Raw genomic sequence first — 12,063 nt, 5'->3', positions numbered from 1 at the left:
TAAAAAAAATACACCTTATAAACTCATCATCCATGAGCGTTGCAAGTGTTTAAATTTTCTTAGCTCTTTACGCAATAGAATTAAGAATTCTTTTCCATTGCTTTCAGATTGTTCAAGACGCTCACAGTTTTTATAAAGTCTATTGGTAATATGTATCAGAGAAGTTGCATGCCTTATTCGCTCATCCTGAAAGGTCTGATTTTCAGCTTTAATTATTTTGGGAGCCAATGCATCTGATTGTCTTATAATGTCACCTGTAAAATAAATATGAGGACTCTCACTTCCATTATTTTGCAATGGAGCTAAATCATGAACAAGATAATTTGAAATACTTCGCGAGAGCGTAAATATTTCAAGAGCTTTCTTGTATAATCTTTTATTTCGAGGTTGTGATCTCATATTAATTTGTTACACCAAAAATAATGCTATTTCTAATATTTTTTCTTTAGTTTTTAAAGTTAAATGATTATTTTGTGTTAATAATTAAAGACTTTTGTTGTTTTTTACTTAAAAATGAAATAATAATTGTAAGATGTAGATATATGTAATAATATACTACGAAAATTTAAAGACGGATAGCAAATGATTCTTTTACAAATTTTACATAATCACTAAAAAATGAAAAATACTGCAATGAAAATAGATGCAATAAACTGGGACATTCTAAAATGTTTGCAACAAAATGCAAGATTATCTAATACCGAAATAGGAAGAAAAGTAGGTTTAAGCTCTCCTGCAGTTGCTGAAAGAATAAAGAAGATGGAGGATTATGGCGTTTTAAAAGGGTATATAGCAGATGTCTCATATGCCAAAATAGGATATCAATTAAAAGCAATGATTACACTTCGAGCATTTATGGGAAGATTAAAACCATTTTTGATAAAAGTATCTGAATTTAAAGAAGTTATGAATTGCTATCGAATTACAGGTAATGAAAATATAATTATGGAAGTAGTATTGAGGGATCAAATGCATTTACAAGAATTTATAGATAGACTTATTACATATGGAGAAGTCAAAACACATATTATACTGTCTAATCTTATAGAGAATAATCCAGTTACTGGGCATACCGAATTTGGAGAATTAGGCGTCTAATTTGTGGCATGAGATTTGATTATATGTATGTAGAGAACAATCTTTATCTTGTGTAAGGACATTAGTATGGGGAACTAAAGAGAGTACAAGGGAAAGATAAAAAACGTCTGAATGCATTCAGACGTTTTTTTATTATACTAAACCAAATTTCATTAAATTTATAGAATAATTATGCATCTTTTTATACTTGTTTTAGTCTTATAGATATAATCATATTAAAACATAATGTTATGAAAAATAAAGAATGTACCTGCACATGTTCAGGTTGTGCAGAAGGGCAATGTTCTAATTGTACCTATATAGGATGTGAATGTAGCTGTTAACAATAACTTCCCTGTTTTTACTTTTAGTAGAAATAGGGATATTTCTGTTTTGATTTATGGAAACTTCGGATCTTTGGAAAAACTATTATGAAGACATTAGGTTATTTATAAAAAGTAAAGTGAAAAATGATCAAATTGTAGATGATTTGATACAAGAGACTTTTATAAAAGTACATAATAACAAAAATAGACTTAGAGATCATTCTAAAATTAAATCCTGGTTATTTACAATTGCAAGAAATATAGTATATGATTATTTTAAAGAAAATAAACAAACTACAGATTTTATAAGTGAGCAAATGTATGAAGAGCGTGATGCTAATCATTCTGAAAAAGATTGCCTCCCAGAATTAATAAATAGATTGCCAGAAAAATATCGAAACCCATTACTCCTTTCTGATGTAAAAGGCCTTAAGCAAAAACAAATTGCAGAACAATTAGGAATACCTTTACCTACTATTAAATCACAAATACAACGTGCCCGAAAAATGATCATAAAAGGATATATGGATTGTTGTGATTATAAACTTAATGATGAAGGAAAATTAATAGGAGAAACTAAAGAGAAAGAAAATTGCAAAATATGTAGATAAAAAAGATATTAAAATACTGCTAAAAGCTATTAAGTGATCTTTTTTTTGTGTTATTTAGTTATAAAATCATTGCGTTGTGTCAATATTGTACCTCAAAAAGTCTCTCTTTTTTGTTATACTTTACATAAGCCTTATAGGTTATGGGCAAAATACACTAACACTTAAAAAAGGAATTGTTATAGATTCTCTGACTATTCCTTCTACAGGTCATCATTTTAGTATCTATTTACCTAAATCTTTTGATTTAGATAAAAGCTGGCCTTTACTCTTGGGGTTTGATAGTTCAGGAAATACAGGAAAAACTACACAACTATATAAGGAAGCAGCCGAAGAGCAAGGGTACATTGTTGCCATTAGTAATTTTCCAGAAGATCAGGAATCACAAAAAAGGGTAGAGTATGCATCTGATTTTATGAATCATATTTTTTCTCTTTTTCCGATTCAAAAAGGAAGAATCTACATTGCAGGAATACAAGAAGATGCAAAACTAGCAAGTGTATTAGCTGCTTTATACTCTAATGAGATATTTGGAGTAATTGCAATAGGAGATACTTATTTCTATGATTCGAGAATAAGGGTTAAAAAAGACTTCACTTATCGAGGTATTGTAAGTGTCAATAATTATAAGTATCAAAATTTTATCTACACTAAAAAATATTTAAAAAACAGAGCTGTTTCTGCTGATGTTCATTTTTATGAAAAAGATTCTGAATTACTATTCAATGAACATGTTAAAAAAACACTTTCTGATTTTACATTACAGGCAATGAATAAAGGAAGAATGCTAAAAGATTCTATTTGGGTTCGTGATTTATTTCAGAAAGAAATGAAACTAGTAGCATCTTATCTGGATGAAGGTAAATTCTTGAATGCGTTTGATGAAATAAAACGTATACGATTAAAATATGATAGTTTCTTCAGTACTAATTATCTGAAAGAGAGACAGAAAGAAATTAAAAAAACTAAAGAGTATAAACAACAGAAACGATTAAAAACAAAATACCTGAACAAGGAAAATTTTCTTAGAGAAACATATTCGTTTTCTATGGACGAAGATGTCGAGATAACAGAATTCGAAAATCTGGGGTGGTGGAAATATCAAATGTCTGAATTAGACACCTTGGTTACAGGAAAAGAAAAATATGCTCGCCAGATGGCATATAGAATGAAAGGCTATGTAAAGTATCTAGTTGATAGTTATAAAAGTGAACTTCCTAAAGAAGAAGAAAATCTGGAAGAAAATTTATTCCTTAATATATTGAGTACAATAGTTGATGAGAAGGATTTTGAATCTTATCGAAATGTGATTTCATTAAGTGCCCGGGATCAGGATAATGAAACCGCTTTATTTTATTTAGAACAACTACTAAAAAATGGATATAAAGATCTGGATGCATTGTATACCATAGAAGGAACATTAGCCTTGAGGATATCTAAAAAGTATAATAAATTAGTCAAAAAATACCTCGGAAATTCTAAATACTTCTTTTCAAATTAAATTGAAATCATAAAATTTTGTGTATTTCATCGAATTTATATGTTTTTTGTCGTCATTTTTTTGGTGTATATGATTTTTTTACATTATATTTACAATAGTAAAAAATACTTGATGTGTCATCCAGAATTAACATTTTAAACTGTATGACGATATGGATTTAAAATATTAATTTGGAATACATCAGGGATAAATTAAGTGTGAGGACATTAGTCTAAAGACCCCGAATCTTGAAGCTAAAGAGAGTACGTAATTTTCCCTAAATATTGAAAGCGATCTGAATAAGATCGCTTTTATTATTTTTATTTATTAATTACAAGATGAGGTACATTTTCCAGATTCCAATCAATTACTAATCCTCCTGCAAGTGATCTTGCAATTTCTGCACCATATAAGTATTCACATAAATATAATGCAGCTTCAAAACTTTTAGCCCCTCCTGCAGAAGTTATATATTTTTTGTCATGTACAAATAGTACTTCTTTTCTAATATCCAGATTGGGAAATGTTTTGCGCATTTGATCTATATCGCTAGGAAAAGTAGTAGACACTACATTATCAAGAACTCCGGCTTTGGCAAGTACAAATGCTCCATCACAATGCGAGGTCATAAATGATACAGTTTTATCAACTTGCTTTACAAAATCAATCATCACTTTATCATCCAAATCCGTATCTAAATGATGCTCAGCACTAGGAACCACCAAAATATCTATTTGAGGTAAAGAATCTTTCACATAGTTATAATCAGGGATAATTTTTACACCTTCAAATGTTGTTATAGGATGATCAGTATTTGCAACGGTAAAAACATTCATCTGTTTTATGTTCTTACGATATTGAGTATGTTGAAAAATATCAAAAGGTGCCGTAAATTCAGTATTATAAGTTCCATCCATAATCAGAAAAGCAACATTATATCGGTTAGGCTCTAATTTGGGAAAGCTCTTTTTCTTTTCTACCGTTTCTATTTTTGTTTCTACAGTACTAGATTGCTTCTCTTGTTGTACTTGCGTACAACCATAAATTAATATAATACAAAAGGCAAAAAAGAAATTTTTCATTGCTATGAGTTTTATAAATGATAGTTAACCAGATACTTTTTCCTGGTTAAGTTTTTGTTTTACGATATATAATAAAAACGTTCCTAAAGCAGCGATAATAGCCATGAAAATCCAGGTACTTTCATACCCAAAATTATTTATGAATTGCATTCCAGAATTATGACCAAAGATATGAGCAAGAGAAAAAGACATGCTGTATAATCCCATATAAGCTCCCTGTCTTCCTTTTTTTGCTCTGTCTAAGGCGAAAGCATTTCCAAAGGGAAATGCAACCATTTCTCCAAGTGTTGCGATAATCATTCCGATAACCAAAACTCCTGCCCAAGGTGTAACTAGTAACAGTAGAAAACTTATACCTGTTAGAACAAAACCTCCAATAACATTCCCTATTTTAGACAACCTTGTTTTTTCTAGATATGCTATCAATGGCATTTCAAAGAAAAATATCAAAGCACCATTTAAAGCAAGTAATAACCCAATTTTCTGCTCTGATAATTGGTGTATTTCTTTATAATACAATGGAATTGTAGAAAAGTACTGAACAAATATAAAACCAAATAAAGCCAATGCAATTAGAAACAAGACATAAATACCATCATTATGTGCGCTTACCGGATTGTCGACAACAACTTCCTTATCTAATACTTTTGCTTTTTTGGGATGAAGCGTCTGTATCATAACAAACCCAGCTATAATGCAGGTAATTCCGTCTACCCAAAACAAACCATAATAGCCTATAGATGCTATAATTAATCCACCAATTGCAGGACCGGCAGAGAAACCTAGATTGATAGCAAGTCGAATAAAAGTTAATGATCTGGTTTTATTCTCTGGTTTACTATAGGCACTTAATGCTACAAAAAAAGCGGGCCTTGCCATATCTGCAATTGCAATTAGAATAAAGAAACCAACACAAATACTCCAGAAACTAGTAAAATATTGAATAGTTATAAATGAAACTCCTGTTAATAATAAAGAAATGAGTATGACTTTATAGTAACCAATTTGATCACATAATTTACCTCCTAACCAAGCACCTAAAAAAGAACCTAATCCATAACTGGTCATAATCCACCCTACTTGTTGTAGCGAAAAATTCAGGTCATCGGTTAAGTATAGAGACAAAAAGGGGATTACCATTGCCCCGGCTCTATTGATTAGTGTGATTAAAGCTAACCACCACACCTCTTTTGATAATCCAGAAAAGGAGTTGAAATAATGAAGTAAAAGTTTTAACAATGTATTCGTAATTTGTATTAGACATCCAATTAATAGATAAAAGTAGTTTTTTATCTATTATTTAAGCATAATTTTTTTTAAATTAATTAGTTAACTAATTGTAAATTGTACTTTTGCAAAAAAAAAGGGAAAAGTGTTCAGGATATCAATTTTATTTGTGTTTTTTATTGGGAATATAATTGCTCAGGATTCTATGGCAATAAAAAAAATATTGTCTTTTCAGGAAGAACTGAATAAAGATTTCTCTTCTGAAGAAACTTCACCTTTAACACCAAAAGATTTAGAACGCTTTAAAACTATCGATTTTTTTGAAATAGATACTTCTTTTTGTATCCGTGCAAAATTTATTCGAACACCATATGAGACACCTTTTGTTATGAAAACCACAACGGGTAGAGAACCTTTGTATGTTAAATATGGAGAGGCTCATTTTATACTTTGGGAAAAGTCATATGTGTTGCAGATATATCAAAATCAAGGGCTAAAAACTCAACCAGAATTTAAAGATTATTTATTTCTTCCTTTTACAGATTTAACTAATGGAGAATTGAGTTATGCGGGCGGACGTTTTATAGACCTCCAAATCCCAGAAGGAGATTTTATTTTTATTGATTTTAATACTTCTTATAACCCATATTGTGCCTATAATGATCGATATTCTTGTCCAATACCTCCAGAAGTAAATCATCTGGATGTAAAAATTCCTGCAGGCGTTAAGAAATATAAAAAATATACAGAGAATGAATAAAAAAGCGTTCTGATCGTTCAGAACGCTTTTACTTTGTGAAAAAATGTGCTAGAATTTATAAATAGCTCCAAAGACAAAAGAAGAAAGATTTTTTGTTGGCTCTCTGTCATTATCTATAAAGAAATCTTCAGAAGTGGTATCTATTCTTAATTCTGGTTTAAGAGTTAGCTTTCCAATATTGTAATTTCCAGTGAGAGTGATGGCAATAGCATCTCCATCACCTTGTGCGTCTAACCCAATTACATCTGTTAACCCACTGTTGTACACCGAGAAATATTCTCCTCTTATTCCTATAGTCAATTTTTGAGATGTTTTGTATTGAGGATATAATGCTACTCCATAAAATCCAGAAGTATCCCCGTTTTTTTGTGATTCTATAGATACATAAGCTGTATTTACTCCAAAATAAAAATCTTGAGTCAGATCCCATCCGGTAGTAAGATCCACCTGAAAAGTAGGATCTACTTCTCCAGGTTCTCCTTCATTACCATATCTAAAGTTAAGAAAAACACTACCATTATCCAGGGCATACCCTATCTGTGCTCCAGCAATGTAAGTATCAAACGGATTACTATCTGTATAATCACTAGGGTTCATTACGGCAAGCATGGCAGACCATTTTTCGCTTATTGCAAAATCCGCTTTTAAACCAGTGTGTGAGAAAGGGCCATATGAGAACATATACGAAGTAGAATAATTGAAATTTCCTGTTGGTGAAATTACTTCATACCCAATAAAAGTATTAAACTTACCAAAGGTAAGTTTAATACTTTTGATTACATTCCAATAGAGATATAGTTGATTAATGATTTGAGCAGAGTCATTAGAATTAAATACAGCATCTTCGCCTCTGGACCCAAAGACAAGATCAGCTACAAATCCAACTTTTTCATCTTCATACCCCAAAATTACATTAGCCATACCTAATGCAAAACCACTTTGGTTTACAAAAGATGTTTTTGGAGCTACCGAATTGTCATTAGGAACTACAATATTGTACCTGTAGTATCCGTCAATTGATCCTGATAAGTTTATTTGAGATAATAATTTATCGAGCGTAGGTTTTGGTATTTCTCCCTGACAAATTGCTTTAAAACTCAAAAAGATTAAAGTAAAAAAAGTTACTTTTCTTAAAAAAAATGTGGTGGTTTTTGTCTTCATAATAAACATTGATTACCGTTATAATTAGTTTTTAATTGGTATGGTAAATCTATATAAAAACAATTTTAACCTATATAAAATAGGGGTATGAGTGTTGATTTTTATAAATATTAAACTTTGTACCTGTAAAAAATTAGGGTATAATTTTTATTTTGATATTTTTTAAGAATTTAGAAACGTCTTTTTGAGCTTTTCTTATGATAGAGTACTTATTTTATTTAAAAAGACCTTAATAAACACATTAGAAAGTAGGATTAGATAAATCCTCAATATGAGTTTATCTAAATAGAGAGTGTTGAAAATGATTAGTGCAGTAGAAATTTAACGTAATGCCTGATTACCTTTTTCTTCGGTTCTGATTCTATAGGTGTCCTGGATATTTGATACAAATATTTTTCCATCACCAATTTCTCCGGTTTTGGCAGAATCAATTAGTGTTCGAATTGTTTTTTCTTCAAATTCATCAGAGACCACTATAGATATATATCTACGTGGTATATCAGATGTTTTATAAGTGATTCCTCTATATACATGACCTTTCTTTTCATTACCGACACCAGTTACATCCCAATAGGTAAAGAAATTTACTTCAATTTTATGTAGAGCTTCTTTTACAGCTTCGAATTTTGATTTGCGTATAATTGCTTCAATTTTTTTCATAAGCCTTTACTTGAATTAATTTCCGGTACAATTTTTATAGGATTATTTTACAATAAACATTCCTAAAAATATGAAAAGAACTCCAACTATAAACGACCCAACTGCATAGATCATAAAGTTAATGAAATCTCCAGATTTTAGTAATACATGATTTTCGTAAGCAAATGTAGAAAAAGTAGTAAATCCTCCACAAAAACCCGTAGCCAAAAGGGTAACTGTATTTTGTGATATTACATTGTTTTTAAGTGCTAGTCCCAGAATAATCCCAATGAAGAGACTACCTAAAATATTAGCTGTAAAGGTACCGTATGGAATTCCCGTAGAAGAGCTATTGAGGTATTTACTTATAAGATAACGTGCGATGCTGCCAGTGCCACCTCCAATAAACACCAAAAGTATTTGTTTCATCTATTTTATCTATTGTATTTCCATATAAATTATAATAAGCTGTACCCTATCATTTGATAGAATACAGCTTATGCGGTATTATTTTATTGGAATATAAATTTCTGTAACCCACTCTGCAGGATTAGGCTGTAATGTTGGTTCTACTCTATATACTTCAAAAGCTGCGGATTCTGTATTTGGCTCTAAGTTATTCTCTGCAATATATTTGTAACCGGCTTCCCATGCTTCTTTTAGATTTTTATAATCCCCTTTAAGCGTAGTTTTAACCACTTTCTGACGTGGTAAAAAATCACAAAGAATAGCACTTTCTTTGGGTGTAACTACTTTGTCTCTCGTTGGTATTGCTGTAGAGAAAATAGCAGTTCCTTGTTCTTCATTATACTCATTATATAATGTAAACGGCATTCCTGTTTGTGGAAGATTGTTTTGTTTCATATACATTGCCACAGCAGGGAGCATTTGTTCCATTTTTTCAGGAATTACAGCTATTGAAGAAGCCGTTGCATTATACATATAAAATCCACCTCCATGTTCTGTTACACCATCTACATGAACAGCATATTGTTTCATCTTTTCATTTACAAATGCATCGATTTTTTCAAGTCCACGTTGATACATAGGTCTTAACATTTGCGATACTGTACTATCTTGAGTAGCCCAGTATGCTTTTTCCATAAACGATTGTTCTCCCTTCATACTCCAAGTTACTTTGGTTTTTTTACTTTCTATTTTTTCAAATTTCCAGTATACCTCACTTTTACTTTCACCCATAGGAGTAACAAACGTTATATTTTGATCTATACTACTAAATGGGGAGGTTTTTTTGGTTTCCATTTTACCATCTCCTTGTGTTTCGCTTTTCCAGCTATAAGAAGCCCCTTCACCACTTGTTTTTTCGGGGTATTCCATGATAAGATCATCAGATTCATCCATCCACGGGCCCCATTTATCCCAAGTTTTATACTCATTGATTGTAGCAAATAATAACTCATCGGGAGCATCTATTACTCTACTTTCTTCTACTTGAAACTCACCGTCTATGGTAGCAACATAAACAGCTCCGCCAATTATTACTAATAATAATAGAAAAAATAAATATTTCACTATTTTCATGTTAGTTAGTTTAGATTGTTTGGTCAGCTAATATAAACAATTTTAACCTCCTTTTATTTTGTTACATTTGTCAAAACAATAAAATAAAACAAATGAGAATAGTGAAATATTTATTTTTTATAGCGATCATCAGTTTAATGATCGCATGTAAAAAGGATCCAAGTGTTAAGGATCAGATTGACCAACAAGAAGAAAAACAGGAGGTAGCAGAGGAAAAGTTTGATTATGTTGTAGAGCAATTTGCAGATCTTAAAATTTTAAGATATCAAATACCAGGTTGGGATAATCTTTCTTTGAAAGAACAAAAATTAGTATTTTATCTTACACAGGCAGGATTAAGTGGAAGAGATATCATGTGGGATCAAAATTACCGTCATAATCTTACTATCCGAAAAGCATTAGAAAAAGTTTACACTTCTTATGAAGGAAATAAAGACGACGCAAACTGGAAAGCTTTTGAAACTTATCTAAAACGAGTTTGGTTCTCTAATGGGATTCATCATCACTATAGCAATGATAAGATCAAACCAGAGTTTAACCAAGATTATTTTAGCTCTCTTCTTGCCGCTACAGGTACCGAAGTGTCTAAAGAAGTATATAATGTGATTTTTAATGATCAAGATGCTAAAAAAGTAAATCAAGCAAAAGGAGTTGACAATGTAGCACTATCTGCGGTTAACTTTTATGGTCCTGGAGTTACTAACACTGATGTTACATCATTTTATAGTAAAATGAAATCTCCAAATACAAAGAAGCCTTTGTCCTTTGGTTTAAACTCTCAATTGGTAAAAGAAAATGGAGAATTAAAGGAGCGAGTATATAAATCAGGAGGATTATATGGAGCTGCAATCGATGAAATTATCAAGTGGTTAGAAAAAGCAAAAGATGTAGCAGAAAATAAAGCACAAGGAGATGCATTAGGACTATTGATCGAATATTATAAAACAGGAAGTTTACAAACCTGGGATGATTATAATGTGGCATGGACTGCAGCTACTGAAGGTAATATCGATTATATTAATAGTTTTATCGAAGTATATAACGATCCATTAGGATATAGAGGTTCTTATGAAACTATAATTCAGATTAAGGATTTTGACATGTCTAAAAAGATGTCTGTTTTATCTGAAAACGCACAGTGGTTTGAAGATAGTTCTCCATTGATGGAAGAACATAAGAAAAAGAATGTAGTAGGAGTTTCATACAAGGTTGTTGCAGTTGCAGGAGAAGCAGGAGATGCTTCGCCTAGTACTCCAATTGGTGTAAACCTTCCTAATGCAAATTGGATTAGAGCTGCTGTAGGTTCTAAGTCTGTGTCCTTGGGGAATATCATAGGTGCTTATAATAATGCTGGTGGTTCGGGTCGTTTAAAAGAATTTGTACATGATGATGAAGAATTTGAATTAGAAGAAAAATACGGACAATTAGCAGATAAGTTGCATACAGCATTACACGAAGTAGTAGGGCATGCATCTGGACAATTAAATCCGGGAGTAGGAGAAACTAAAGAAACATTAAAGAACTATGCTTCTACTATGGAAGAAGGTCGCGCTGATTTAGTAGGACTATACTATTTAATGGATCCAAAATTACAAGAACTAGGATTAGTAGAAGATTGGGAAAAAACTGGTAAAGCTGCTTATGATGGATATATTAGAAATGGATTAATGACACAATTGATTCGCTTAAATCTTGGTGATGATGTAGAAGAAGCACATATGCGTAATCGCCAGTGGGTGAGTGGATGGGCTTTTGAGCAAGGAAAGAAAGATAATGTAATCGAAAAAGTAACCAGAGAAGGAAAAACGTATTATAATATTAATGATTACAAAAAACTACATGATATTTTTGGACAGTTGCTAAAAGAGACACAACGTATCAAATCTGAAGGAGACTATAAAGCAGCTGAAGCTTTAGTAGAAGGATATGGTGTAAAAGTGGATCAAGCGATTCATGCTGAGGTTTTAAAGCGTAATGAACAATTTACTTCTGCTCCTTATAGTGGTTTTGTAAATCCTGTTTTAGTACCAGAAATGGATGAAAATGGTGAGATTACCAAAATTAATGTTACTCAGCCAGAAGGTTTTGTTACTCAGATGTTAGAATATAGTAAGAGTTATAACTTCTTACCTGAGGTGAATTAGTAAAATTTTATTCATAA

The 12,063-nt window shown here is 31.2% G+C and carries 12 protein-coding genes; 5 read left to right on the top strand and 7 right to left on the bottom strand.

The annotated features are described in order from the left end of the window. Positions 1-15: 15 nt before the first annotated feature. The gene (locus tag ATE84_RS21705; RefSeq protein WP_101449950.1) at positions 16-399 is read right to left on the bottom strand and encodes a hypothetical protein; all 384 of its coding nucleotides are present in this window, start codon (positions 397-399) and stop codon (positions 16-18) included. A 234-nt stretch (positions 400-633) separates the two neighbouring features. Here ATE84_RS21705 and ATE84_RS21700 point away from each other — a divergent pair, with 234 nt between their 5' ends. The 3 genes from ATE84_RS21700 to ATE84_RS21690 all read left to right on the top strand — a co-directional run bounded on the left by ATE84_RS21700 (position 634) and on the right by ATE84_RS21690 (position 3,512). After that, positions 634-1,098 carry an Lrp/AsnC family transcriptional regulator gene (locus ATE84_RS21700; protein ID WP_101451177.1) on the top strand — a complete coding sequence of 155 codons (465 nt, stop codon included), beginning with the start codon at positions 634-636 and terminating at the stop codon, positions 1,096-1,098. A 379-nt stretch (positions 1,099-1,477) separates the two neighbouring features. Next, entirely contained in the window at positions 1,478-2,014 is a 537-nt protein-coding gene (locus ATE84_RS21695; RefSeq protein ID WP_101449949.1) for a sigma-70 family RNA polymerase sigma factor, read from the top strand. A 76-nt stretch (positions 2,015-2,090) separates the two neighbouring features. Then, a complete protein-coding gene (locus ATE84_RS21690) occupies positions 2,091-3,512 on the top strand; it encodes a hypothetical protein (protein WP_143273683.1) in 1,422 nt (473 codons plus the stop codon). A gap of 299 nt (positions 3,513-3,811) precedes the next feature. Here the strand turns inward: ATE84_RS21690 and ATE84_RS21685 are convergent, their stop codons facing one another. Beyond that, on the bottom strand, positions 3,812-4,573 hold the full coding sequence (locus tag ATE84_RS21685) for a DJ-1/PfpI family protein (protein ID WP_101449947.1): 762 nt from the start codon (positions 4,571-4,573) through the stop codon (positions 3,812-3,814). Between the two features lie 24 nt (positions 4,574-4,597). Beyond that, entirely contained in the window at positions 4,598-5,812 is a 1,215-nt protein-coding gene (locus ATE84_RS21680) for an MFS transporter (protein ID WP_101449946.1), read from the bottom strand. 133 nt (positions 5,813-5,945) lie between these two features. On the opposite strand from ATE84_RS21680, the gene ATE84_RS21675 reads away from it, so the two are divergent. Continuing rightward, a complete protein-coding gene (locus ATE84_RS21675) occupies positions 5,946-6,560 on the top strand; it encodes a DUF1684 domain-containing protein (RefSeq protein WP_233195869.1) in 615 nt (204 codons plus the stop codon). Between the two features lie 48 nt (positions 6,561-6,608). On the opposite strand, the gene ATE84_RS21670 is transcribed toward ATE84_RS21675, so the two are convergent. The 4 genes from ATE84_RS21670 to ATE84_RS21655 all read right to left on the bottom strand — a co-directional run bounded on the left by ATE84_RS21670 (position 6,609) and on the right by ATE84_RS21655 (position 9,902). Further along, positions 6,609-7,721, bottom strand: coding sequence for a porin (locus tag ATE84_RS21670; RefSeq protein WP_101449945.1), 1,113 nt, complete (start codon positions 7,719-7,721; stop codon positions 6,609-6,611). A 321-nt stretch (positions 7,722-8,042) separates the two neighbouring features. Next, positions 8,043-8,381, bottom strand: coding sequence for a P-II family nitrogen regulator (locus ATE84_RS21665; protein ID WP_101449944.1), 339 nt, complete (start codon positions 8,379-8,381; stop codon positions 8,043-8,045). A 42-nt stretch (positions 8,382-8,423) separates the two neighbouring features. Then, positions 8,424-8,789, bottom strand: a complete 366-nt coding sequence (crcB, locus tag ATE84_RS21660) for a fluoride efflux transporter CrcB (RefSeq protein WP_101449943.1) — start codon at positions 8,787-8,789, stop codon at positions 8,424-8,426. A gap of 78 nt (positions 8,790-8,867) precedes the next feature. Further along, complete coding sequence (locus ATE84_RS21655) at positions 8,868-9,902, bottom strand: GyrI-like domain-containing protein (RefSeq protein WP_101449942.1); 1,035 nt, start codon at positions 9,900-9,902, stop codon at positions 8,868-8,870. 92 nt (positions 9,903-9,994) lie between these two features. On the opposite strand from ATE84_RS21655, the gene ATE84_RS21650 reads away from it, so the two are divergent. Then, complete coding sequence (locus ATE84_RS21650; protein WP_199176903.1) at positions 9,995-12,046, top strand: dihydrofolate reductase; 2,052 nt, start codon at positions 9,995-9,997, stop codon at positions 12,044-12,046. Positions 12,047-12,063: the final 17 nt, after the last annotated feature.

Source organism: Aquimarina sp. MAR_2010_214, assembly GCF_002846555.1.
Taxonomy (GTDB): Bacteria; Bacteroidota; Bacteroidia; order Flavobacteriales; family Flavobacteriaceae; genus Aquimarina.
This window is presented reverse-complemented; position numbering and strand designations above follow the sequence as displayed.

What these genes read in the sequence shown, in the direction of transcription:
- ATE84_RS21705 (WP_101449950.1), bottom strand. Translation starts at nt 399, where the DNA reads ATGAGATCACAACCTCGAAATAAAAGATTATACAAGAAAGCTCTTGAA.
- ATE84_RS21700 (WP_101451177.1), top strand. Translation starts at nt 634, where the DNA reads ATGAAAATAGATGCAATAAACTGGGACATTCTAAAATGTTTGCAACAA.
- ATE84_RS21695 (WP_101449949.1), top strand. Translation starts at nt 1,478, where the DNA reads ATGGAAACTTCGGATCTTTGGAAAAACTATTATGAAGACATTAGGTTA.
- ATE84_RS21685 (WP_101449947.1), bottom strand. Translation starts at nt 4,573, where the DNA reads ATGAAAAATTTCTTTTTTGCCTTTTGTATTATATTAATTTATGGTTGT.
- ATE84_RS21670 (WP_101449945.1), bottom strand. Translation starts at nt 7,721, where the DNA reads ATGAAGACAAAAACCACCACATTTTTTTTAAGAAAAGTAACTTTTTTT.
- ATE84_RS21665 (WP_101449944.1), bottom strand. Translation starts at nt 8,381, where the DNA reads ATGAAAAAAATTGAAGCAATTATACGCAAATCAAAATTCGAAGCTGTA.
- crcB (WP_101449943.1), bottom strand. Translation starts at nt 8,789, where the DNA reads ATGAAACAAATACTTTTGGTGTTTATTGGAGGTGGCACTGGCAGCATC.
- ATE84_RS21655 (WP_101449942.1), bottom strand. Translation starts at nt 9,902, where the DNA reads ATGAAAATAGTGAAATATTTATTTTTTCTATTATTATTAGTAATAATT.
- ATE84_RS21650 (WP_199176903.1), top strand. Translation starts at nt 9,995, where the DNA reads ATGAGAATAGTGAAATATTTATTTTTTATAGCGATCATCAGTTTAATG.